The sequence below is a fragment of the Chitinophaga pendula genome, assembly GCF_020386615.1.
Classification (GTDB): Bacteria; Bacteroidota; Bacteroidia; order Chitinophagales; family Chitinophagaceae; genus Chitinophaga; species Chitinophaga pendula.
In genome coordinates, this window is record NZ_CP077769.1 from 2,661,602 (window position 1) to 2,686,093 (window position 24,492).

Annotated in this window: 22 protein-coding genes; 10 read left to right on the plus strand and 12 right to left on the minus strand. The window is 50.1% G+C overall.

Features of this window, described 5'->3' with window-relative positions:
- Positions 1-172 precede the first annotated feature (172 nt).
- Together KTO58_RS09600 and KTO58_RS09605 are read left to right on the plus strand one after the other, a co-directional pair.
- The gene (locus KTO58_RS09600; RefSeq protein WP_225860167.1) at positions 173-1,234 is read left to right on the plus strand and encodes a tetratricopeptide repeat protein; all 1,062 of its coding nucleotides are present in this window, start codon (positions 173-175) and stop codon (positions 1,232-1,234) included.
- A gap of 2 nt (positions 1,235-1,236) precedes the next feature.
- A complete protein-coding gene (locus tag KTO58_RS09605) occupies positions 1,237-2,190 on the plus strand; it encodes a sensor histidine kinase (protein ID WP_225860168.1) in 954 nt (317 codons plus the stop codon).
- Between the two features lie 80 nt (positions 2,191-2,270).
- Here KTO58_RS09605 and KTO58_RS09610 read toward each other — a convergent pair whose 3' ends face one another.
- From KTO58_RS09610 to KTO58_RS09620, 3 genes are all read right to left on the minus strand, one after another.
- The gene (locus KTO58_RS09610) at positions 2,271-2,717 is read right to left on the minus strand and encodes a DinB family protein (RefSeq protein WP_095839568.1); all 447 of its coding nucleotides are present in this window, start codon (positions 2,715-2,717) and stop codon (positions 2,271-2,273) included.
- Between the two features lie 70 nt (positions 2,718-2,787).
- Positions 2,788-3,105 carry a DMT family transporter gene (locus KTO58_RS09615; RefSeq protein WP_095839567.1) on the minus strand — a complete coding sequence of 106 codons (318 nt, stop codon included), beginning with the start codon at positions 3,103-3,105 and terminating at the stop codon, positions 2,788-2,790.
- A gap of 94 nt (positions 3,106-3,199) precedes the next feature.
- Positions 3,200-3,928 carry a DUF4377 domain-containing protein gene (locus KTO58_RS09620; RefSeq protein WP_095839566.1) on the minus strand — a complete coding sequence of 243 codons (729 nt, stop codon included), beginning with the start codon at positions 3,926-3,928 and terminating at the stop codon, positions 3,200-3,202.
- A 129-nt stretch (positions 3,929-4,057) separates the two neighbouring features.
- On the opposite strand from KTO58_RS09620, the gene KTO58_RS09625 reads away from it, so the two are divergent.
- Both KTO58_RS09625 and pncB read left to right on the plus strand, forming a co-directional pair.
- Positions 4,058-4,888 (plus strand): ion transporter, encoded by an 831-nt coding sequence (locus tag KTO58_RS09625; RefSeq protein ID WP_095841632.1) that lies wholly within the window; start codon positions 4,058-4,060, stop codon positions 4,886-4,888.
- Between the two features lie 35 nt (positions 4,889-4,923).
- Positions 4,924-6,096, plus strand: coding sequence for a nicotinate phosphoribosyltransferase (gene pncB, locus KTO58_RS09630; protein WP_095839565.1), 1,173 nt, complete (start codon positions 4,924-4,926; stop codon positions 6,094-6,096).
- Between the two features lie 9 nt (positions 6,097-6,105).
- Here the strand turns inward: pncB and ypfJ are convergent, their stop codons facing one another.
- From ypfJ to KTO58_RS09650, 4 genes are all read right to left on the minus strand, one after another.
- Positions 6,106-6,972 (minus strand): KPN_02809 family neutral zinc metallopeptidase, encoded by an 867-nt coding sequence (gene ypfJ, locus KTO58_RS09635; RefSeq protein ID WP_095839564.1) that lies wholly within the window; start codon positions 6,970-6,972, stop codon positions 6,106-6,108.
- A gap of 204 nt (positions 6,973-7,176) precedes the next feature.
- Positions 7,177-7,509 (minus strand): hypothetical protein, encoded by a 333-nt coding sequence (locus KTO58_RS09640; protein WP_157753054.1) that lies wholly within the window; start codon positions 7,507-7,509, stop codon positions 7,177-7,179.
- Entirely contained in the window at positions 7,490-8,719 is a 1,230-nt protein-coding gene (locus KTO58_RS09645) for a thioredoxin family protein (protein WP_095839563.1), read from the minus strand. The genes KTO58_RS09640 and KTO58_RS09645 overlap by 20 nt, the downstream gene beginning before the upstream one ends.
- Positions 8,720-9,079: 360 nt before the next feature.
- Entirely contained in the window at positions 9,080-11,947 is a 2,868-nt protein-coding gene (locus tag KTO58_RS09650; protein WP_225860169.1) for a ferritin-like domain-containing protein, read from the minus strand.
- A 353-nt stretch (positions 11,948-12,300) separates the two neighbouring features.
- Here KTO58_RS09650 and KTO58_RS09655 point away from each other — a divergent pair, with 353 nt between their 5' ends.
- The 6 genes from KTO58_RS09655 (at position 12,301) to KTO58_RS09680 (ending at position 16,411) form a co-directional block, all read left to right on the plus strand.
- Positions 12,301-12,729 (plus strand): MarR family winged helix-turn-helix transcriptional regulator, encoded by a 429-nt coding sequence (locus KTO58_RS09655; RefSeq protein WP_095839560.1) that lies wholly within the window; start codon positions 12,301-12,303, stop codon positions 12,727-12,729.
- An 83-nt stretch (positions 12,730-12,812) separates the two neighbouring features.
- Positions 12,813-13,238, plus strand: a complete 426-nt coding sequence (locus KTO58_RS09660) for an organic hydroperoxide resistance protein (protein ID WP_198314958.1) — start codon at positions 12,813-12,815, stop codon at positions 13,236-13,238.
- A 30-nt stretch (positions 13,239-13,268) separates the two neighbouring features.
- The gene (locus tag KTO58_RS09665) at positions 13,269-14,270 is read left to right on the plus strand and encodes an NADP-dependent oxidoreductase (protein WP_095839559.1); all 1,002 of its coding nucleotides are present in this window, start codon (positions 13,269-13,271) and stop codon (positions 14,268-14,270) included.
- A 185-nt stretch (positions 14,271-14,455) separates the two neighbouring features.
- Positions 14,456-15,118 (plus strand): sterol desaturase family protein, encoded by a 663-nt coding sequence (locus KTO58_RS09670; RefSeq protein WP_095839558.1) that lies wholly within the window; start codon positions 14,456-14,458, stop codon positions 15,116-15,118.
- Positions 15,119-15,158: 40 nt separating this feature from the next.
- Positions 15,159-15,749 carry a TetR/AcrR family transcriptional regulator gene (locus KTO58_RS09675; protein ID WP_095839557.1) on the plus strand — a complete coding sequence of 197 codons (591 nt, stop codon included), beginning with the start codon at positions 15,159-15,161 and terminating at the stop codon, positions 15,747-15,749.
- A 113-nt stretch (positions 15,750-15,862) separates the two neighbouring features.
- Positions 15,863-16,411 (plus strand): putative glycolipid-binding domain-containing protein, encoded by a 549-nt coding sequence (locus KTO58_RS09680; protein ID WP_095839556.1) that lies wholly within the window; start codon positions 15,863-15,865, stop codon positions 16,409-16,411.
- Positions 16,412-16,912: 501 nt separating this feature from the next.
- On the opposite strand, the gene KTO58_RS09685 is transcribed toward KTO58_RS09680, so the two are convergent.
- From KTO58_RS09685 to KTO58_RS09705, 5 genes are all read right to left on the minus strand, one after another.
- Positions 16,913-17,635, minus strand: coding sequence for a LytR/AlgR family response regulator transcription factor (locus tag KTO58_RS09685; RefSeq protein WP_095839555.1), 723 nt, complete (start codon positions 17,633-17,635; stop codon positions 16,913-16,915).
- On the minus strand, positions 17,632-18,771 hold the full coding sequence (locus tag KTO58_RS09690) for a sensor histidine kinase (protein ID WP_095839554.1): 1,140 nt from the start codon (positions 18,769-18,771) through the stop codon (positions 17,632-17,634). Before KTO58_RS09690 ends, KTO58_RS09685 begins: the two co-directional genes overlap by 4 nt.
- A 145-nt stretch (positions 18,772-18,916) precedes the next feature.
- Entirely contained in the window at positions 18,917-20,836 is a 1,920-nt protein-coding gene (locus tag KTO58_RS09695) for an SPFH domain-containing protein (protein ID WP_095839553.1), read from the minus strand.
- Between the two features lie 452 nt (positions 20,837-21,288).
- Positions 21,289-22,377, minus strand: a complete 1,089-nt coding sequence (locus KTO58_RS09700; protein WP_198314957.1) for an NAD(P)H-dependent flavin oxidoreductase — start codon at positions 22,375-22,377, stop codon at positions 21,289-21,291.
- Positions 22,378-22,416: 39 nt separating this feature from the next.
- On the minus strand, positions 22,417-24,306 hold the full coding sequence (locus KTO58_RS09705; protein ID WP_095839552.1) for a BamA/TamA family outer membrane protein: 1,890 nt from the start codon (positions 24,304-24,306) through the stop codon (positions 22,417-22,419).
- Positions 24,307-24,492 lie beyond the last annotated feature (186 nt).

Sequence of the window (24,492 nt, forward strand, 5' to 3'; positions counted from 1 at the left end):
ATACAAGATCTATAATGTAGCCGAGGGTGGATTATATAATTTCGTGTTTATCAATTAAATAAAAGGCCCGTCAGCACTGCTTTTGAATCGTCAGCATTAAGTACTATTTTTAGTCGGCAGTCCGGTCTGCTACAGCCACCCCAAGCTGCCTGTGCCAACAACTGAATAAGCTATGCGACTTACATCTTCGTATGTATATATTTTTTTATTGTTATTACCGGTACTTTTTACCGGCGGGCATGCATTTGCGCAGCGAGAGATGCAGGATAGTCTATCGTTATTATTGCGGGCACATCTTGTAAGGGATACGCAGCGGGTAGTATTGTTGAACCAGTTAAGTCGTGTTTATTTCAACCGGCAGCCGGCGCAAGCATTTGTGTATGCGAAGGAGGCGCTGCATATCAGTGACAGTCTGCATTATACGAAAGGTAAGATATGGGCGAAGCGGAATATGGCGTTGGTGGAGAATGTGCATGGTAACCTGGAGAAGCAGATGGAGCTGACGGTGACGGCGCTGGCATTGGCGGAGCCTAATGATCTGCCGGCGATGGCGGTGTTATATAATGACATTGGCAACATTTATGTAGAGCAGGAGCATCCGGAGCAGGGGTTGGCGTATTTTAAGAAATCGTTGCCTATCAAACAGTATCTGCATCAGCAGGTGGAGGTAGGTAAGACGTTGAATAATATCGGGTGTGCGTATCTTAAGTTGCAGCAGCTGGATTCGGCGTTGCATTATCTGCAGGCGGCGGAGGCGATCAAGTTATCTTTCCAGGACCGTCCGAGCCTGGCTTTCACTTATGAGAATATAGGTATCATACATATGTTGTCGGGGGATTACCCGAAGTCCTTACATTATCATGAGTTGTCTGCTGCTTATTATAAGGAGGCCAATAACCTGCTTGGGTTGACGAAGGCCTATTTGAACCTGGGGTTGATCAATACGATGCTTAAGCGGTACCCGGTGGCGGATAAATATCTGTCTAATGCGGCTTCTTTGAACGAGACGCAGCAGAATGTGCGTAATGAGCTGATCTATTACCGGTATCGCGCGCAGCTGGATTCGGCGCGGCATGATTACCTGTCTGCCCTGAATAACTACAAACATTATGCATCGTTGAATGAGAGCTTCTTCAATAAGGAGAAGACGCAACTGATAGAGCAGACGAGGGAAAAATATGAATCGGAGAAGCGGCAGCGGGAGAACGAGATACTAAAAAGGAGCAGCGGCTGAACTTGACGACGATCAGTCAGCAGCGGGTATTCGTGGGTGCGGTGGCGTTATTGTTCATTATCCTGCTTGCGGCAACGATTTTACTGTATCGTACTTACCGGCAGCAGCATGAGTTGTATAGTGAGTTGAACAGCCGTAATGAGAAGGTATCGTTACAGAACAGTATTATCAGTGAGCAGAATGCGGCGTTGGAGAGTTTGCACCAGGTGAAGGACAAGATCTTTTCTGTGATCTCTCACGATCTGCGGTCTCCGTTGGCTATACTGGAGGGGTTGTTGTTTCTGTTGCGCGATGATAAGATCCCGCAACAGCAGTTCCGCAATTATACGGATGAGTTGTGGCGGGACATGAAGAATACGGCCTATATGATGGATAATTTGCTTCATTGGGCCAGCAGCCAGATGAAAGGCATACGGGTACATGCGGATGATTTTGACATTACGGGTTTGCTCAACCAGGAGTTTTCGCTGTTGCAGTCGCTGGCACGGCAGAAGGAGGTGACGTTGGAGCACCGGTTGAACCGGAGCATATTGGTATATGCCGATCCGGATATGATACGGCTGGTGATCCGTAACCTGATCAGTAATGCGATCAAGTTCACTCCTGCCGGGGGAGCTATCAGCGTATATGCGTTGCTGAATGAGAGGCATGTTGAGATTGCGGTACAGGATAATGGCATTGGTATTCCAGAAGCGAACCAGGCGAAGATCTTTTCGCATCTTTATTATTCTACCAGTGGTACGCAGAATGAGAAGGGATGTGGATTGGGATTGACGCTTTCGAAGGATTTCCTGTTGCGTAACGAGGGTACTATTTGGTTTAAGAGTCAGCCCCGTAATGGTACTACTTTTTATTTCACGCTTCCGCTGAGCCAGGAGGAAGAGGCTACTAAGTCAGGATATACGCTTATCATAAAGGAAAACAATACGAATCTTATTCCCAAGGCATCTCCATAAAAATGTACTGCCGGTACAATGGTTTGGTGTGCGCATTGGTACCGGCAGTAGGAAGTTAGTTAATTGTCCGGGGTGCCTGCTTAGGGCTGAAGGATACGTCTCAGGTAGTTGATCTGTCCGAGGTGGTAGCTCAGGTGGCTGAGCAGGTGGACGAGGAAGTACCCGGTCGTCAATTCTGTATCGAATATCTTCACGGGATAGGTCTTATCCAGGTCATCTGCTGACAGCTTACCAATTGTTTCTTTCACTACTTGTTTTGTTTCAGCGATAGCGGAAAGCAGATCGGCTGCCGGTATATCTTTGGCAGAGAATTCTTTGTCCCGGTCGCGTATGTAGCCGGTGTTGCCGAGCAGTGCGCCAACGAAATGGCGCAGGTTGCCGGCGAGGTGCAGGGTAAGGTTACCTGCGGAATTGGTGATGCCTGGTAATGTCTTCCACAATAGTTCTTCCTGTTTGAATGTGCGTATCTCTTCTTCCAGTTTGCCGAGGTCCCGGTCAAAGATGTTGATTAAGGTGGTCGTGAGCATGTAGCATGATTTAGGTATGCAAAAGGAACCCAAATGTAGTGTTTTCATGCTATGTTGCCGACCATGTTTGTCAGGCGCTGAGTTTCAGGCCTATTACGCCCATGATGATCAGGAAAGCGGAGGCTATGCGCCAGAAGCTGGCCGGATCGCTGAAGAACAGGATGCCTACCAGGAAGGTACCTGCGGCGCCGATACCGCTCCATACAGCATAGGCGGTGCCTATTGGAATGGTTCGTTGTGCCATCCACAGGAAGAAGCCACTGATGGCCATTGATACCACGGCGAGAATAATGCCTGTTACTTTGTACTGTCCGCCTTGCGAGAGTTTCAATCCTAATGGCCAGCCGATTTCGAAGAGGCCGGCAATTGCTAAATAGATCCATGCCATAGTAAAAATGTTATATAGTTAAAAAATGACAGGCACGATGATATTACATCATCGTGCCCGCGGTTTCAATAAGTTATCTGGTACGGTAGTTTCCTTACTTCACTACTTCCAGTAGTTTGTAGGTGTAAGGGCTGGCATCAGCGGGCGGTGCCACTACTGATCTGCGTTGTACCTTGATATGTTGTACTTTACCTTCCTGGAAGGTGAAGCCTTCGATTTCGTTAGAGAATGACTGCCAGTCTTTGTCTGCGGTGGGTGCTACTTTATCGTAGGAGATCTGGTAGCAATCGCGGGGGCCGCCCGGAGGTACTGTGCATTTTGTTTTTTTCTTATTCACCCACATGATCAGTTCTTTTTCTTCGGGCACCTGTTTTTCTTTTTTAGTCAGTTTAAGGCCATCGCTGCCGAAGTCTTTGCCCTGGTATACGAGCACCTCTCCTTCCCTTTTGAATACCATGGTTTCCTTTTTATCGTTGCCGCTACCTACGGTGGTGAGGGTTAGTTTGATGGTGCTATCGGCGCCTTGTTCATATGGTCCTATCTGAACGATCTCGGGTTGATAGTTCTGGTAGTCGGTCGTCAATTCGGCATCTCCTGTAGCGCGGAGGGACAGGCCTATGATACGGCCGGGGCCTGATGCTGCCGGCAGTTTTGCTTCGTAATAGTCAGCGTACACGGTGCCAGGTGTAGTGGCGATCATGTTAGTATCGTTAGCCGGATTGAAGGTAGCGGTGCTGTCGGTGTTTCCTGGTGTTGTGGATGACTGGCAAGCACTCATTAATACTAGTCCCAAGCCTGCTGCTAACAGTAAGTTTTTTTGCATAAGTCTGTTTTTGTCGTTTTGATGTATAGTTACGCCCTTCCAAACAAAGATGAGGCCAGTTTTGTTTCAACAACAGTAATAAATGGTACGGTATGTGCCGCATGCAGCATTGATAAAGTAGTATTCCCTATGACAGATAAGCGCAGACGTACGCTCAGCCCTTTGCAGGAGAAATGGCATCAGATCATCTTTGAGGCGGAAACGCCTGCTGGTCGTGCATTTGACATTGTGTTACTCTCTCTGATCCTGTTGAGTGTTGTAGTCATTATGCTGGAGAGTGTGGATAGTATACGTAGCCGGTATCATACGGTCTTTGTCACTTTGGAGTGGATATTTACGGTGATGTTCACGCTGGAGTACCTGTTCCGTATTTATTGCAGTTACCGGCCGAAGGCGTATATATTCAGCTTTTACGGGTTGATAGACTTGTTGTGTATATTACCTAATTACCTGGAGTTTTTCTTTGGCGGGGCTCATTTCCTGTTGGTGATACGGGCGTTGCGGTTGCTCCGGGTATTCCGTGTGTTCAAGCTGGTACAGTTCGTCAATGAAAGCCAGCAGTTGTTATTTGCACTGAGGGCGAGCAGACGTAAGATATCTGTATTCCTGTTTTTCATTTTGTTGCTGACTGTCATCATGGGTACTATTATGTATGTGGTAGAGTCGTCGTATAATTCGGGTTTTACGAGTATCCCGGTGAGTGTGTATTGGGCGGTGGTGACGCTGACAACTGTTGGTTATGGTGATATAGCGCCGGTTACGCCATTGGGTCAGGCGATATCTGCGGTGATCATGATCATGGGGTATGCTATTATTGCGGTGCCTACGGGTATTGTGACGGTGGAGATGAATCGTTTGCAGCATGCCGGTGATATTAAATTGCAAGTATGTCCACACTGTATGAAAGAGTCGCTGGATGCGGATGCGGTGTATTGCAAACACTGTGGTAGTAAGTTGTGACCTTATTTTAAACGAAAGACCTAATTAGCGTTGTTATGATATTGACATCACTGCTGGATAATGATTTCTATAAGTTTACGATGCAACATTGTGTAATCAAGTTGTTTCCGAAGGCGAGGGCGCGTTACCGGTTTATTAACCGGGGAGGGCATCGTTATCCACCGGGTTTTGACCAGGTGTTGCGGCAGGCAGTGGATGATATGGCACAGTTGCGGTTATCACGGGAGGAGCAGGCGTATCTGCGGGTGACGTGTCCGTACCTGGACCCTACGTATCTGGACTTCCTGCAAGGTTACCGTTATGATCCATCGGAGGTGCATATTTTACAGCATGGGGATCAGCTGGAGGTAACGGTGGAAGGATACTGGTACCGGACGATCCTTTGGGAGGTGCCGTTGATGTCTTTGATCTGTGAGTTGTATTATAAGCTTACGGGGCAGCAGCGTATGCCGGATGAGGCGGTGATACAGCGGAGTAAGGAGAAGATCGTCCGGTATAAGGAGATGGGTATTACGATTGCGGATTTCGGGTCCCGGCGCCGGCATTCTTATGCGGTACATAAGCTGGTGGTGCAGACGCTGAAGCAGTATGGGGAGGGATGTTTTATTGGTAGCAGCAATGTGCATTTGGCTATGCGGAGTGGTATCAAGCCGATTGGTACCCATGCGCATGAGTGGTTTATGTTTCACGCTGCGAAGTATGGTTTTAAGATGGCTAATATGCTGGGGTTGGAGCATTGGGTGCAGGTATACCGGGGTGATCTGGGGATTGCGTTGTCGGACACGTATACTACGCGGGTATTTTTTGAGCAATTCGATAAGAAGTTTTCCAAGTTATTTGACGGTGTGCGTCATGACAGTGGGGATCCATTGAGTTTTGCGGCGCAGACGATCGCACATTATCAGCGGATGGGTATAGACCCGTTGTCGAAGACGATCATTTTTTCTGACGGTCTGAACGAGGAGAAGGTGGCCCGTATTGCGGATTATTGCCGTGGGCAGGTGGGTATGTCGTTTGGTATAGGTACTAACTTCACGAATGATGTTGGGTTGGAGCCGTTGAATATTGTGATCAAGATGTACGAGGCCTATCCGGAGGATGCGGCGCAGTGGACGCCGGTGGTCAAGTTATCTGATATCAATGGTAAATATACGGGTGATCCCCGCATGATTGCGTTGGCGAAGGCGATGCTAGATATTCCGGAATAGGGATTGTGATCAGAGGTTATCGGAGGCGAAGGTATCGCCCTGGTTGATATCGCCGGTATCGAATCCTTTTTTGAACCAGCGCATACGTTGTGCGGAGGTGCCATGTGTGAAGGCATCGGGGACTACCCTACCCTGTGATGCTTGTTGCAGTTTATCATCCCCTACGGCGCTGGCAGCTCTCAGTGCTTCTTCAATATCTCCCGGTTCGAGGATGTTTTCCATTTGTTGTGCATGGTGTGCCCAAACGCCTGCGAGGAAGTCTGCCTGCAGTTCTAGTTTTACGGACATGCGGTTGTAGGCTGTTTCTGACATGCGTGCGCGCATGGCTTGTACTTTTCTGCTGATGCCCAGCAGGTTTTGTACGTGGTGGCCTACTTCGTGTGCGATGACGTACGCCTGTGCGAAGTCGCCGGCGGCGTTGAAGCGTTCTTCCATTTCGCGGAAGAAGCTGAGGTCGAGATATACTTTTTGGTCTGCTGGGCAGTAGAATGGGCCCATGGCAGCCTGGGCGGAGCCGCATCCGGATTCGTCGAGGTCGGAGAACAGCACCAGTTTGGGGGCGCTGTATTGCTGGTTCAATTTACGGAATTGATCTGTCCATACATCTTCGGTGCTGGCGAGTACGGTAGAGATAAAGCGGGCTTGTTCATCGCTGGCGGCGGTGACTGATTTGGAGGGTCCGCTGCCGGCGCCGGTTTGTTGTTGTGCCTGTTGGATGACCTGTTGTACTTGTTTGGGGTCCTGGTTGAACAGTAGCGCGAGGACGACGATAATGATACCACCTATACCACCTCCGATGCCGAGGGTTCTCATGCCTCCACCTCCGCCGCGGCGGTCTTCTACATTATCGCTTAGTCTTTTATCTTGCCAGCGCATATGGTTGTTTTTTTAGTGCAGCAGCAAATTAGTATAAATAGTTGAGTTATGGCGGTGAAGGCGGTAAAAGACCTTCTTTACCCGGTCTAATGGGTGTGTGGCTATTGCTCTCCTGTTTACCAGGGTTTCACCGGTAAACGGTGGCAGGTGGCCGATCAGGTGTTGTCTGCGGGCGTGGTGTTGCTGTAGATTTGAGCTGTAAACTCACTCATGATGCAGACCATCTTTTATACGAACGGAGCGGATATTGTTCCTCGATGAGCCGACGACGGGGTTGGATCTGCAGAACCGGGAGCAGGTGCGGCAGTTTCGGGATACCGGTGTGACGATCTTTCTTACGCCCCATTGTCTATGAACACTGTGCCACACTGGTTGGCTGCTTGCGTTGGCATTCTGGTGGGCGGTAGGAGCGTATCGTACGGCGGTGGGATAGTTATAGAACGGAAACCATATATAAGCAGAAAGGTTGGGTTTTGTGGCCCAACCTTTCTTATATGTATGGAATGCGTGATCCTGATCACCAGGTAGGCTGGCCATTTTTCATCTTGTTGATGGTGGCATTGAAGTCTGCCCGGTCGCTTTCGGGCAGTGCATTCATTGCTTTTTCTTCCCAGCTGATCGCTTCGTCTTTTCTGCCCAGTTTGTAGAGCAGGTTGGCGTAGGTGTCGATGAGGGCGGGGGAGTTATTGCCTTCGAAGGAGCGTTTGCTCCAGTCGAGTGCGGCTTCCAGGCATGCTTTGTCGTCGCATTTTTCGAATACGGTCCAGGCGTAGGTGTTCAGATCGGAAGGAGCTACGTCTTTACCATATTGCTGTATGTAGCTGTTTACAGCCGGGCGGAAGTTCACCCAGTCGCCTTTACGCAGGTAGTAGTGTATTTTATTGAATGCTACTATCTTCTTAGCGTATTTGGGATATTGCCGGGTGAGTTTGCTTTCTATTTTGGTCCAGGTGGCTGGTGTTACGTTGTCTGTAGCCAGTGCCGGTTTAACGTATTCATTAGCCAGTATCGTTGTTACTTTCCGATCGGCTTCTCCTTCTCCCAGTACTTTATCTATTTTTTCGTTTTCGTTGAGGAAGAGCGGGAACCATTTTGATTTGGTGCTGGTAACGGCGCTATTCAGCAGGCGTATGTTGGCAGGCGTGAGGAGATCTTTCTGGCTGTGGAGGTAGGCGGCGGTCACTTTTTCGCTGTTTGCCTTATCATACAGCTGGGTGCTTGTGGTGGCGAGTTTGCGCAGGAAGGCGGTATCGCGGCGGCCTTTGTTGAAGGCATCCAGTTGTGTGTAGTATTGTTCTTCCGGGTTGAGTGCCGGTTTTACGCGGGTGATGAAGGCTTCTGCTGTTTGGGCGCCACCTACTATGCGATGTACGATATGGCCATCAGGGGCGAAGACGAGGAAGGTGGGATAGGCTACCACGTTATAGTCTTTAGCTATTTTATTGGCATCTGCTCTCCATTTGTTTACTTCTTCATTGTCTTTGTTGGTGGAGTCGAGTTGCACTTTTACGCTGACGAATTTATCGTTGAAAAAGGCGCCTGCCTGTTCCTGTGGGAAGATGGTATTGCTCATGAATTTGCAGGGGCCGCACCAAGTGGTAAAGCAGTCCATGAAGATGTACTTGTTTTCTGCTTTGGCTTTTGCTTTCACTTCGGCCCAGCTGAGGCCATGTTCGAAATGTACGCCTTTGTCCTGAGCCATTGCCAGGAAGGGAAGGAATAGGAGCAAACTTAAGATCCTTTTCATGATGGTTGGTTTGGTTTTTTTTGAACGAACGATGACATAACAATCCTTTCAGCCGTATGGTGGCTGTCCGGTCAGGTGATAATTACAAAGGTTAAACACACCGGGTGATGTGTCTTATTAAGCGAGCGATGCTGTTATAGTTCGGATAGTGATAATGACAGATAGCTGGCTCCAGACGGCTATACATGTGGTATGTAGCCTCAACAATATAACGAAAAGTTTCGTTATAGCAACAAGCATTTGGGGAATATGGGAGGGATGGTTGTGTGTGATTTAGCTGTGGCAGGCTAAGCCGGCCATCTATGGTCGATGGCCGGCGGGTAAAAAAACGGGATATCAGCTTATCAAGCGGGGCGATTATTATTCGCCTGGTATCATGGGTTGTGCGATCTGGAATACGGGGCCTGCGTTGAGGCCATCGTTGTTGCCGGAGGGTGTCTGTACGAGATCCTGGGCTTGTATCTGCATGGAGAACATGATACCGATGGCCTCGTGGAGGCATTTTATTTTGTATTGTGTTTGCGACATATTGGTTTTATCGCTTGCCGGGAGTTTATTGTACGCTGCTGTGCTGTTGAAGGTGGTATTGAGGGCATTCAGCAGTGATTGATAGGTATTGGCGAAGCGTAATGCTAACAGTTTGGCTTTGGAGCCATCGGGGAAGTTGACGAGCCGGGGGTTGTCGGTGGTGGGCCATACGCCGGCGGGGTCGAAGGGGATGGTAGCGCCGGCGTAGAGGTAGGTCTCTCCTACCTGGACGAGGCGTTTTCCGGCGACGATCTCGGCGAATTTGTAGTAGTGGGCCAGTTCGGCGTCGGCGTCGTAAGGGTCCTGGTTGTTGCCTTCTCCCTGTTCTTTGATCTCGTCGATGCCGGCGAGTGCGGAGTCGAGGTCGGTGACGAGGTGTAGGATGCCGGTGCCATGCCATTCGGTGATCTGATCGGCGGTATTACCGAAGATGAGTTTACCATCGCGGGACAGCTGTTTCAAGGCATCTTTGATTTCATCGTAGAACCACCCGATGGTGTATACGGTTTCTATGGGTAATTGCTGTGGCCCTACCCCTTTTTGTACGCCGGTATTTGGCTGTGGTTTGTTAAAGAGTTGTGGGAAGAGCAGTTTCAGTTTCACTTTCAGCGGGTCTTCGGGTTCTTCGATGGACATGAAGCAATCTCTTACTTGTTCTATGGAGCAACGTCTGAGATTGACGGTGAGGTCAGCGCGTAGTCCGCCTGGTAGTGGTCCCGGGTAAGCTGGGATGAAGTCTGCATTGTTGAGTGTGGGGGTGCCACCGATGGCGATGAGGATGTTGCAGGCTTGTGCCATGTGCAGCATTTCTTCCATAACGACGCTGTTGATGAGGGCCGCGACTTCCTGGTTAGCGCCCTGTTTGATGCTATACAAAGCGGATAGGTAGGGAGGAATGGTGGAGTGTTCGAGTTCGATGGCGATCTGTAAGGCTTTTTTGAGGTCGTCGACGCTATCGAGGTCCATGTACGTCAGTTCGTCGTCTTGCAGCCAGGTGAGCAGCATGTTACGTTTGGCGGTGGACAGGTCGCGGGTGACCGGCATATAGTTAGGATCGGTGATATCGGACTGGAATACGTTCTGGAGGATGTATCGTTTTTGTCTGACGGAGGCGTAGTTGCCCAGATCGACGATGGGTTTCATGACCGGGTATAGGTCGGCGTACTGCTGAAAGATGGGTTGAACGTCCATGAGCCAGTTGGGTTTGGTGGGCGGTGTGTATCTGCTGAATACGAGGGCGCTGATCAGCTGGTTACCGTTTTGTATGGCGCCGATGGCCGGTGCGCTGCCGATCTGATAGGAGATGGCGTATACCTGGCCATCGATGTATCCTCTTGGGTTGCCCGGGTTTTTGACGGAGATCTGCAAGGTGGCGCTGCCATCGGCGGCGGTGGTTACGTTAGCGGGGAAGGTGAATGCGTCGGCGGGTACGTTGACTGTTGTGGGGCCGGGTATGGGGCCCTGGTAGGCATATCCGATGAGGATAGTGGGATCGAGTATGGCGTATACCTTCACGTTGGGGAGAGGTGATCCGAAAGAGGTGGCATAGAAGGTGGTGCTTATCTGTGTGGCCGGATCGCTGTCTTTGGCCGGGGGGTCGACGCGGAAAACGTATTCGTCGGCTCTGACGTTGCTGCCATCGGGGGCTTCTGCGAAGAGCGGGCCGGCGAATGGTCCTACGGACAAAATGACCAGTGGATTGCGCTGTGCGCTATATAGTTGATCGTTTGTGAGGGTAAAGCAGCAGATGCCAGCTGTTTTGTTGTACCAGTCGCAGTCGAGGTACCGGATCTCTCCTATTACCTGGGGATCTCCTGTTGCGGGTGCGATGGCGAGGTGTAGGCGGCCCTGGTCCTGGAAGGGACCTCCCGGGGTGAGTGTGGTGAGGCTGTTGCCCATGTCGAGGAACAGGTTGTTACCAACGATCTGTGCGTAGGCATAGTTGTAAGCCATGGGGCCGGAGGTAGGAGTCAATGTACGGCCGTATACGAAGTGTTTGGGTTCGGCTGGGAATGGTGTTGAAGTAGCGGCTACGGGGCCGATAGCACCGCTGATGCGTCCGATAGTGAAGCTGGCGGGTTGGTTGACATCCATCATGAAGCCATCGATATTGAATTTGATGCTGAGGGAGGAGCCTACGGCATCTCCGGAGAAGGTGCTTGCCAGTTCGGTGAGGTACCTGGAGGATTTGTCATCTACCCATTTTTTGATATGGAGCTGGCTTTGATAGATGGCTGCATACCGTTCATCGCCGCCCCCTGTGAGGCAACGTCCCCAGAGGTCGCCGAAGGCGGCTACTTCGAAGTCGCTTTGAAAGCTGATGCCGGGGCCGCCGGGGTTGAGGAGTACCTGGAATCCCCAGAGTTGTGATACGCTCTGGTTTTCGGAGTCGAGGTCGACGATTTTGCCTTCTACCCTTCTGTCGGCTCCGGTGATGGACATACCGATGATGGGATCGAGTGTGGGGTCATCGCACCAGGAGCCATCTTTGTAATAGACCCTTTGTACGGTACAGCCTACGAGGCGCCAGGCACCGGTGCCTTTGGGATTCCACCAGCCATTGTTTGGTCCATTACCAAATTCCTGGAAGTTGGTTTGGAACGTTTGGGTGTTAAAGTGTTCCGGGTCGTTGTTGACGGTGGAAGGGTCAGCCTGGAATTGTCCGGCGAATTGCAGTCGTGGAGTGTTTAAATAACTCATAGCAATAATAGGGGGTTTAATAAATATATGTAGATCTGTGAGGGACCGGTCATGACAATCGTGCGTGGGCGTGGTGAGGCCTACGTTTAGTTACAGGGTCGCTGAGTAATGGTCGTTGTACCGGTCGAAAGTTGTCTTTTAGATGTTAATGGTTATCTGCACGGTATGCAGGGATCGTTTAACGGTTATTTTGAGTAATGACTACTATTATCGGTATAGGTTACGAAGCAAAATATTGATAGAGAAGTTGGTAGGGTAAATATAGGCCGGCTATTCCAAATTACCAAAATTACCCGGTCATGACAATTAAATCATATTACAATATTTAATTTTGCACAATCAAATTGCTAAAAATGGAGCAGCTTAAATTCGAGAACCAGGTATGTTTTCCTTTATATGCGGCTTCGCGTACGGTAACGGCTGCTTACCGGCCGTTGTTGGAGAAGCTGGGCCTGACGTATCCGCAGTACCTGGTATTGTTGTTGTTGTGGGAGACGAAGGCATTGACGGTGAAGCAGCTTGGGGAGAAGTTGTGGCTGGACAGCGGTACATTGACGCCCTTGTTGAAACGGATGGAGAAGAAGGGGTTGATTCGCCGGGAGCGCAGCAAGGCGGACGAGCGTGTAGTAGATATTTTGCTGACGGATGCTGGGGTGCAGTTGCGCCGGAAGGCGGCGAAGGTACCTGGGCAGTTGTTGGACGAGTTGCGGATGGATGCGCAGGAGTTGATGACGTTGAAGCTTTTGTTAAACAAGATTGTGGATCATGTGGAGCCACGTTAACCGGTATTTATCACTTCAGCACAGCAAACTACATCACTTCATGTATAACGAACTAATTATCAGTATAACAAACTAAATATTTTATGATCGAAGTATTATATACAGCCAGTGCGACAGCTACTGGCGGGCGTAACGGGCATGTGCAATCCAGTGACGGTGTATTGGATCTGGAGGTGAGGATGCCGAAGGAGTTGGGTGGTAGCGGCGGTGCTTATACGAATCCGGAGCAGTTGTTTGCCGCCGGTTATGCGGCTTGTTTTGACAGTGCGTTGAACCATGTGATACGGGCGGCGAAGTTACGGACCGGGGAGACCAGTGTGCAAGCGGAGGTAGGTATCGGGAAGCGTCCGGACGGTGGATTCGGGTTGGCGGTGCAATTGCATGTGCGGGTACCTGGTGTGGAGCAGGCGGTGGCGCAGGAGGTGGTGGAGAAGGCGCATCAGACCTGTCCTTACTCTAATGCCACCCGTAATAATATTGAAGTAACCCTATTTGTTGAAAACGCCTGATCGTAGTGCAGGCCCCAAAAAATGTAGATTATGCAAACCAGACAGATCTTACTGGCGAAGCGCCCTTCGGGGCTGCCAGACAGCAGCAATTTCCGTACGGAGGAAGTAATTGTTCCTTCACTAAAGGATGGAGAGGTGCAGTTGAAGGGATTGTATTATTCAGTGGACCCGTATATGCGGGGCCGTATGAATGAGGGGGAATCATATGTACCGCCATTTGAGGTGGGCGCTCCTATTACGGGCGGTGTGGTTGCGGAGGTAGTGGAAAGTAAGGATGCGGCATTACAGGCCGGTGATATTGTATTGGGAGCGCAGTTGCCCTGGTCGACGACGATTGTGGTGGCGGGCAAGGCGGTGCGGAAGGTGGATACCAGTGCGATACCGGCGACGGCGTATCTGAATGTGTTGGGGATGACGGCAGTGACGGCATATATTGGGTTGATCGATATTGGTAAGGTGAAGGAAGGCGAGACGGTGGTGGTATCTGGTGCGGCTGGTGCTGTAGGCACGGTCGTGGGGCAACTGGCGAAGATAAGGGGATGCCGGGTGGTAGGTATTGCCGGGACGGATGAGAAGGCTGCGTTATTACAACGGGAGTTTGGTTATGATGCGGTGATCAATTATAAGACGGCGACGGACCTGTCTGCGGCTATTGGTGCTGCGTGTCCGAAAGGTGTGGATGTCTATTTTGACAATGTGGGTGGCGAGGTGACGGATGCGGTGTTCCCCCATTTGAATTTTCATGCGCGGGTACCGTTGTGCGGGCAGATTGCTTCGTATAATGAGCAGGAGGTGGAGCGGGGTCCGCGGTTCCTGCCTTATGTGCTGACGAGGAGTATTATGCTGCAAGGGTTTGTGGTGGTTAATTACCGGGAGCGGTATACGGAAGTATTGCAGGAGTTAGTGAAGTTGGTGAAGGCGGGACAGTTGCACGGGAAGGAGACGATTGTGGAGGGATTTGACCAGTTGCCGGAGGCGTTTCTAGGATTATTTTCCGGGAAGAACACAGGTAAGATGCTGGTGAAGGCTTAGGCGATTAAGATTATTATTGGCGGCGGCCGGTATTGTGTAGGCGATACCGGCTGTTGTATTTTTGGGGGATCGTTTGGGATCATTATTTGACAATTCGCGCTAGTTATCCAACAGTTCGTAGGAAAACTGTTTGACGAGTGATGGGCGGCCTGCATCTTTACACCAGGAAACAAAAAGGAACGGGGATGAAATTTGACAAGATCAAGAACCAGGGTCAAGCCAGGCTGTTTGAAAGTAAATACCTGGAAATGCTGACGAAGACGCATCCATTGTTGATCTGGGGGATGTATATACCTGTGATAGTATACATGTTGTATTACAGTCATGCCGAGTTGGGGTATGCTGTGGGGCGTATTGGCGGTTATTTTGCCGGTGCTATTTTCTTCTGGAGTTTTTTTGAGTACATCATGCATCGTTTTGTCTTTCATATGGGCAGTGACAATGCGGCGGTCCGTCGTGTGGTATATACGTTGCACGGTAATCATCATGAGTATCCCAGGGACAAGCAGCGGTTGTTTATGCCACCGGTGCCGAGTCTGATATTGGCATCGGTGATCTTTGCGCTGATGTATTTATGTATGCGGCAGGCTGCCTTTATGTTTTTTCCCGGTTTTATACTCGGTTACCTGTTGTATGGCAGTTTGCACTATGCTATTCATGCCTGGGCGCCCCCTTTTAAGTTTATGAAGCCATTGTGGCGTAATCATCATTTGCATCATTACAAGAATGACGACCAGGGTTTCGGGGTGAGTTCTACTTTGTGGGACCGGGTGTTCGGGACGTTGTTTGATTTGCGGAGGGAGCCGGAGGACAAAGCGAAGACGGCGGCCCTGACATTTAAAAAATAGACCCATCCTATATCTTTCACTGAATTAACCACTACTGTTCATGAGTTTTACAGATACCTGCGTGTTGATCCGCGCAGCTGCCAGTCGTATTTTCCTTACGGAGGGGCGTTTGCAGGCGACCACTGATGAGATAGCGAGCCAGGCGGGCATCGCGCCAGCATTACTGACCGGTTATTATACCAGTTCTGCCAGTTTATTCCGGGAGGTATTCCAGGAGGCTACGGAGCATTTGGGTGGGGAGATGGATGCGGTGATGCAGGCGGCATTATCTTTCCGGGAGCGGGTATCACAATTGATTGATGTATTGCAGGGGCATAATCGCCGGTATCCTTACCATTTGCTTTTTCTGGTTACTACTTTCCGGTCCGTGGCGGCGGCGGGGGGGCGACCTCCTGTATCCGGGAAGGCGTTATACTTCCGGCAATTGTCGGCTGAGGTATTGTCGGCTATGGAAAGTGGGGTAATTGTTTCCGGCGCACCCCTGCAATTCATCCTGGATCTTTTTTCGCTGGTGACGCAGCCTTATGTAATGGAAGGACTTTTTCATTCGTTGGCGGCGGTGACGGCAGCGGATTATGAACAGTTGTTACAGGAGCGTAAGCAATATATCCTGGCACTTCTTTTCAGGTAGTATTTTTTGCCGACCCGTATTCCGTGTTGTTGACGTACAGCGTCCTTATGGATGCTGTGCGTTTTTTATTTAATATCCTATATTTACGGCAATCCTTTTAAAAGCAGTGATTTATGAAAACAACTATTTGGGAGGCAATACAATGGTCCGGTATAGAACACCTGAGCAGTTATGAGCAGGATGGAGAGCGGGTAGTGACGGGGGTGGTAACGGGGATTGTGCGGGAGCAGCCATTTGCGATACAGTATGATATTTCGCTTACGGCGGATTGGAAGGTATCCTGGTTCAACCTGCAATCGCTGGGAAGCGACGGTAAGCATCTGCGGCTGGTATCGGATCTGAATGGTCATTGGTTTGATAAGGACGGTACTCATGTTGCTGCTTTTGACGCCTGTATGGATATTGACATTTCGCTGACCCCATTTACCAATACGTTGCCGATCCGCCGGCTGGCGCTAGAAAAGGAAGTGCGTACCCCTATTTCCGTGATCTATATCCGGTTGCCGGAGTTCGAGCTGCAGCAAGTGGAGCAGTTCTATACGTTGTTGCCCTCCGGCCGTTACCTGTATGAGCAGCCTGCTATTGATTTCCATGCGGAGTTGCCGGTAGACGAGGAAGGACTAGTGACGGATTATCCCGGTTTGTTCAAGCGATTGTTATAGGCGGTTGGGGACTTCTCTCCTATTGTTATCCAGCTGATACCGTTCCTCCTTTTATTAATAATTTCACATATGCATCGATCTCGCTGTGAATCAGCGGGTTGCAATTTTGTTGCCTATAGGCTGTATAAGCGTTGTATAAGCATTGTATATGCAACTATATGCCTCGCTTATACAATGACTATACGAATGCTATAGGAATGATACAGGAGAGCTATAGGCTACCTGTAGCAAGCGGAAAGGGGATGGTTTGGTATACGAGGGGGGGGACTTTGTAGAAAATGTGGCTGGTAGGCAGTGTCAAGTCTCTAAGTTTGTGGTTGTAATCACCAATGAGATAGGGATCTGCGAGGGGATACGGAGACCATTTAGCAGATCGATATCGGTTCAAAGTCGCTGATTGACGGCCAGCTCCCTTTTAGTGTGTTGTTTGTGGGGGGCTGGTTTTTTTATGCTCTTTCTTTTTCCCATTGCGGGGGAGTTTTTTCTTTTTATCTGACGTGGTTATCTTTTTACGAAATGGCCATTGAGCCATTTTTCCAATATTTCTTCGCGGTAGGTGGCGCTGAGGGGTATCTCATTTGTATTAATGTATATCAGTTCATGGTCCATGGCATCGATGTGCCGGAGGTTGACGAGGTATGATTTGCTGACGCGTGCGAAATGTGCTGGGGGCAGGCTATTGCAGATAGTTTTGATATTCATGGAAGCCAGCAGGGGTTGGGTGGTGGTATGTATCATGACATAGTCTTTGAGGCCTTCGATGAAGCAGATATCTGCGAGCATGATACGGCGGTATTTCCTTTCGGTGCGTATTACGATGTAGTCGGCGGACAGCTGGCTGATATCGTAATGGCTGGCAGGTGTGTATAGGAGTTGGTGGTAGTGTATGGCTTTTTGTACGGCTTTGAGCAATCTTGTTTTTTTCAAAGGTTTGAGGAGATAGTCGATGGCGTGGTAGTTATAGCTTTCGACGGCATATTGTGGGTATGCGGTCGTGAATATGACGATAGGCGACCGGGGTAGTGTATCGAGGAATTCGAAGCCGTTGCAGTCCGGCATTTCTATATCGAGGAAAAGCAGGTCGATCCGGGTATTGTTGCAGCAGGCCATGGCATCGGTGGCAGCTGCGAAGCTGCCTTTGTGGTGTAAGTCCGGTATATTATTTAATTCGAGTTCGATGCCTTTGCGGGCCAGCGGTTCATCGTCGAGTATGATGTAGTTCATAATGGTAATTCAAGTTGAACAGTGAATGTTGCAGGTGTTGTATTGATATTCAGTGTATAGTTATTTCCAAACAGGAGGTCGAGGCGACGGCGTGCGTATTGAAGGCCGGCGCCGCTCCTCCCCTTTTCGGGTGTGGGTGGGTGGGCAGGTACACCGTTTGTACAACGGAATACCAGGTGATGCGGATGTATATGGAAGTTGATGGTCACGGCGGTTAGGGCGTTGGTGTCGGCGTATTTTACGGCATTTTCGATGAAGGGGATGAAGAGATGCGGGTATACCCGGATGCCTCTGGTATCGCCCTGCACGTCGATCGATGTGTGCCAGTTGTGACGTCGTTGTGCTTCGAGCTGGAGGAGGTGGCGGAAGAAGCGGAGCTCCCTGTCGAGGAATACTTTTTCTGCGGTGCAGTCATAGACTTGATAGTGGAGGATATCGGAGAGTCCCTGGAGGAGGTCGTTAGCGCTGTTGGTGTTGGTATGAATGAGTATCTGCAGGTTATTGAGTGTATTAAACAGGAAGTGTGGGCTGACCATGTTCTTGAGTTGTGACAGTTCATATTTGAGCTGCATGTTTTCTAGGGAAGTGACGCGATCTATCTGGAGTAGCCAGGCGCTGAGGACTTTGATGCCGGTGGTGCCGATCATGAGTATGAGCGGGAGTGTGAGGGCGGATACGATCTCGTCGGCGGTGAGTCGCAGGTGCCTGTCGAGGTATTGTGGTAAGGATAAGGGGAGGATGACGGCGCGGTCCATCCAGAAGCAGATGAAGAAGTAGCTTAGGAGCATGAGTAGTAAGGTGCTGCCATATTGGAGGTACCGGCCCCGGTATAGGAGGTGTGGTACGAGTATCCAGATGTTGATGTATACGAATAGCAGGCTGGTGAGCATGTTGCCGATATGGTACCATCTGACGGCGTTACGGAAGGGGATATTTTGTTCCATATCTATGGGCAGGTGGAATAATGCGCTGAGGCTGGCGTAGACGAACAGGGTGATGAAGAGGGTATGGCGCAGCCAGCGGAAGCGGTTGGCGGTGCACAGTTGCCGGAGCCATTGCGGCGGGGCGATGGGCGGTGAGGGCTGTTGAAAGAGGAGTCCGGGGGATTGGTGTTGGCGGGCGCTGTGCATGCTCATAATACTGATGATGGTATTATAGACGGTAATAGTGGTGGCGGCCCCCTATGTGCGGTATAAAAAGCTGCGGGATGGTAGACACCACCCCGCGTAGTACTAATATAGGCAAATGGATATAGGTGAAGGGATAAAAGTATGTTGTCTGTTAGTGGGATGATTCTTTATTTTCCGGTGTTTTTTTCCTGGATATATCTTCCAGCAATTTGAGGCCGAGCAGGCCGCTGATGGGGCCATTGGCGCCATCGTTGCTGCCGATGAGTACCTCGGGCATGATGCGGATCTGTTGTGTACCGATGGCTTCCATTACTTTGAGTTGGGTGAAGTTGTCGTCACCCATGGCATCTACGGCCAGTTTGTAGGATGCTGCGCTGGACTGCCCTATTGCCAGGATCTTTTCTGCTTCTGCTTTACCTGTGAGGGCGATCTTTTCGGCATCGGCTTTGGCGATCCATTCGGTGCGTTCTGCTTCTGCTTTAGCGAGTAATCTTACTTTTTCGGCTTCACCGGCGGCGAGCAGTTTCATGCGATCGCTTTCTGCGTTGGCCTGGAGACGGACGCTATTGGCGTCACCGGTGGCTTTTTTGACGGAGGCGTCGGCATGTCTTTCTGCGATCCATACGCCTTGGTCGGCTTTTACGATTTCTTTCTGCATTTCGGCGATGGCGGTTTCTTTTTCGAGTGCCTGTCGTGTTTCCTGGGCGAGGCGTTCGGTATCGTAGGTGACTTTTTGTTCTTCTGCGATCTTGCGATCTGTCAGTGTTTTCATCAATGTTTCGGGCGGTACGATATCACCGATGAGGGTGTCGACGCCGAATACGTTGTATTGTTCGAGTACGTGGCCGATATGTTCGCGGGCGGATTCCTGTCTTTCCTTACGGCTGGTGAGGAAACTGATCACATCTGCGCCCTGTGCGGAGTTACGGAAGTAGTTACCGATGGTGGGTTCCAGTACCTGTGTGACGAGGTTGCTCATGTTACCGAACCGTGCGATCACTTTAGGCGCTTCGTTGGTGGGTATATGAATGATCTGTGCCACATCGAGGTTGAAGGTGAAGCCATCTTTGCTGCGTACGGTGATGGTAGACAAGTTTTTGTCGAGCTGATGTGCTTCGCTTCTGGCGGAGGCCCAGTTGAGTACGAGGTTGGTGGTAGGCACGAGTTCTACTTTCATGATGTAGGGGTTGATGGGATATTTGCCAGGCCCTAACGGTTCTGCCCATACGCCCCTTTGTCCTTTGGAGACGATGTTACCATGTTTGAACTCTGCTCCGCTGAGGTCGATGCCATCGCTGCCGACGAAGGAGATTACGACGCCTACATGTCCGATGGATATTTCGGTCATCTTGACCAGTTCGAGTTTGGCGAACCAAGGGTTGATGAAGTAGGCACCTGCGAGTATGACTTGTTCCTGCAGCCCTTTGTAGCCCCCATTTTCGAGGAATGCATCGACGTCTTGGAAGTTATTATGTTCTTCGATGGTTCTACCAGCGATGGCGCCCGGTTCGATGGCTTTTCCTTCGAGGGTGGTGATGATACCTACGGCGTTTTCGGGTACGGTGACAGTGTCGGTGATCTCTACTTCAAATATGAGGGTGTTGACACGATATGATCCAGGCGTTATGATGGCTGTCTGCCGGCCTTTTCTGCCACCTGCCTGGAGGAATGCGACGGCATCCTGGAAGGAGTCGCAAGGCACTTTACGGGCGAGGATGGTACCTGTTTCGAGTTCGGCGCCATCTTTAGCGAGTACGAGACCGATCTTACCCGTTGGTATGATGGTAAAGGGCTGGAAGGCGACGCTATACTGCCATATCCATTTCCAGAAGTATACGCCCGGTGCGAGTGTCTGGGCCTGGAAGCCTGCTTCTCCGTTGGTGGCCATGATGCGGCCTTCCGGCAGTTCTTGTTTACCAAGCAGTACGAACTTTTTGGTGACGAGACCGATACGGTCTTCGGGTACGATGACTACGCCAAAGAATATGCGAAGAATTAGCTTGTAGCATAACAGGCATAGGAGGGGCAGGCCAATGAGCAATGCCCATTGCAGCACAGTTGTGGTTTGCATTTTTCAGATGTTTATAAGTGAATGTGAATAAGCGGGAAGCTCAGGCCGGCATGTACGGACACGGTATATCTTGTTGTGCTGGTCCTTGAGTGGGGAAAGCACATACAACGACTCACTACGGGCTATGCGCCAACAGTTATACTATGTCGATAATTTGCCGGAAAATATTTACTATCTGGAAATGGGAGGTGAAGTGTTGAAATTCGCAGTGATATAAGCGATAAGAATATTGTTGCCGGAGCAATGATCGGATTCCATTGTAGCATTAATTACCATGTAAAATTGGGGAATATTTTGATATCCACAAAATATTCTGCGGTGCGGTGATCTTTTGTAATTCACTGTTTTGAAGGGTGGAGGCCTGTAAATCGTACGGTTTAATAACGGAAAGTCACTTTTTTGATAAAGTAAAAAAGAAGGATGTGCCCGGTTGAAAATTTAAAATATTTTGATCATAGCATTTCAGCAGCTGTTCTAAATATTGCTTCTGTTTCCATTTTCATTTGTTCTATTACGGCGGCGGCGCTTCTGTTGTGGGCGAGTGCGGCGGCCTGGCCAGCCCAGAGGCTTATCCAGGCGATGTTATCCTGTTTTCTGGCTTCGTTGCGTAGGGGTTTGGTGAGGGCATCCTGTACGGGATAAGGCAGCGGTGTTATGCCAGCGTTGTGGACAGTGTCAATGAATTCGTTGCGAATTCCCCTGGCCCATCGGCCGGAGAAGGCGCGGGTGAGTTGTGAGGAGGTATCGTAGCTGTCGGCGATGGCTTGTTTGTGTGCAGGAGTGGCGAGGCTTTCGGTGCAACGGAGGAAGGCGGAACCGGCCTGTACTCCCTGGGCGCCCAGTACGAAAGCGGCGGCGACTCCTCTCCCATCCATTATACCTCCAGCGGCTATTACGGGTATGTGTACACTAGCAAATATTTGCGGTACGAGTGCCATGGTACCGATCATAGGCGGATGCATGGGATCGAGGAATGTGCCCCGGTGGCCTCCTGCCTCTGCTCCCTGTGCGACGATCATATCGCAGCCTTTTGCTTCCAGCATACTGGCTTCTGCGAGTGAGGTGGCGGTACCGATCAGTAGGCAACCCGCTGTTTTGAGGCGGTGCATACTTTCTTCATCGGGTATTCCGAAGGTGAAGCTGATGATCCTGACCTGTTCGTCGAGGAGTACGGGTATTTGATCGGCGAGGTAGTGGTATTGTACGTTATCGGGATTGATAGCTGTGATATCGAGCTGATGTTGCTGGCGGATGTGGTGCAGGAGTGATTGCATTTGTGTGACCTCTTCTGCTGTATAGGGTGTTGGTGCGGGATGTGCGAACAGGTTGACGGCAAATGGTTTGTCGGTAAGGCGTTTTACTTCCTGTATCAAGGCAGCGGCTTGGGAAGGTGCGAGACCGCCGATAGGGAGTGATCCCAGTGCGCCGGCGTTGCTGACGGCGGCGACCATTGCTGGTGTGGTAATGCCTAACATAGGCGCCTGTATCAGCGGGTATTGCACCTGTAGCTTTTCTGCGACGATATTATTCCACAACTTCATCTTATTACTTTTTTGGGAGATAAAGTTACATATATAAACCTACCTGAATTGCTGGAAGTTGGGGGCCCGTAGGGGGGAGATATCAAATCTGAAGTCGGAGACGGTGGTTACTTCTGGGAAGATGGGGTTGACGGTTTCTGCTGCTCCCGGATAGTAATAGACAGAAAGTTTGAGTGTATTGAGCGGGAGGTTTTCGTTGCGGATACGGCATCCCAATCCGAATCCGCTGTATATAGGATTTTTGAAGAGGTTATTGCTGTTGATTGTTAGCATGGACGCTTGTATAGAGGCGAAGAAGTTGAATTTGAAGCCTAATATTTTCAGGGGGCTGTAGTAGACGGTTTCGGAGCGGAGGTTCAGGCGTTGGTATCCATTGAGTTTGGTGTTACGGTATCCCCATACGCCTCTTTCGTAGTTGATATCGAGGGGGCGGTAAAAGAGTTTATTGGGATTGCCGAGATAGTCTATGGAGGCGAATTGGCGGAACCGGGAATTGCGGAAGGTGATGAGGCGGCTGTAATATTGCAGATTGGCGTGGATGACAGCATCTTCGGAGGTATTATGTTGCCAGAAGCTTCCCAGGCCGAAGGTGACGTTGATGAGGCCTTCGCGTTTGGTTTGCCAAAAGCGCTGTATATCGAAACCTGTATACATGCGGGTACGGCCGAGCCAGGTCTCCCAGCCTGTGGAGGCGGAGACGTTATATCCCAGCGGGATATCTTCCGTTCGACCGAAGCCGAAGAAATGGTGTGTTTTGAAGAAGTCCTGTTTATAGAGTACAAACTGGGCGATATAGAGCCGATGGTTATTATATAATGGGTCGCTGAGGAGGCTTTTTTGGCTTGGCCGCTGCTGGAAGAAAAGGTTGTAGTGTCGCAGCAGCAGCGCCATACTGGGCCGGTCGACGGCTTTTCCATTGTGGCCATATCGATTGAAGAAGTTGTATCCTACCCAGGCGTCAATGACGCTGTATCGGTAATCGCGGAATTGGCTATCGGGGCGGTTCCAGGCATTGATAGAGAAGCTGGTGGCTAGGCTCAGGCCCCCTATGACTTTAGAGGAGCTGCGGTAGAGGGGCCGGTTGAAACTGACGTAATAGGAACCTTCATAGGTACCGGTATCCAGCGGCATATAGTTGTTCAACGTGGTATAGCCGGCGCTGGCATCGATGAAGGTGCCCCCTATGTTGTATTTATTATATCTTATTTCTGTATTCCATTGCGGGGTGTAGCTTTTATGCCAGGCGCCCCCTACTTTAAGGCCCTGAGCGGCGCCGAACAAGTTATTATTATATACGCCAGCCTGGACGGCGGAGGTACTTACCTGGGATACGTCGACACCATATTCAAATACGTCTTTGGTGACGATGAGGAGGTCAACGGAATCGGGATGTGCGCCGGCATTAATGATATAGATACGGGCATCCTGGATGAAGGGGCGGTTACGCAGATAACGTTCATTGTCTGCCAATACGAAAGCGCTGATGGTATCGTGTTCGCGAAAGAACAATGACTGCCGGATCACCCATTCTTCTGTTTTGAAGTGAAGCCTGTTGGCCAGGTGGATCAGCTTCATGGAGGTGGTGAAAGAGGTATCATTGATATTCCTTGGACCAAATACGGGCACCTGGCGGTAGTAGATATCTCTTATGACGCGTCCGGAAAAGCGGGTGAAAAACTCTTCACTTTTGAGGAGAGAGCTATCGAATTCTGCCGGTTCGGGTACGTTTTGTCGGGTGACGGCGCGGATCAGCGAGTCCCGGTATGGTTTTCTCCGTAGGGAGTCGCGATAGTCTCTGATACGCTGGAAGATGCTCCTGGGTTTGGGTAGTGTATCGTTGAGGGATATGGTAGTAAAGTGGAAGAAAGCGGTATCGGAAGTAGGGTTTGCCTGTAAATTGAAAACTGACAGCAGGCAGCTGCTGATCATAAGGGCAAATAATATATTATATAGTCTAGGCAATCTGGCGGTCTCTTAATAAAAAATACCCGTTCTCATATCATGCAGGCAAAGCAAATACTATACCTCCCCTGTCTGGTATATAGAACGGTGAGCGTGTAACAGTTATTCGCCTAATGTAAAGAAAATATTTAAATAACAAATAAGGCATTCCCG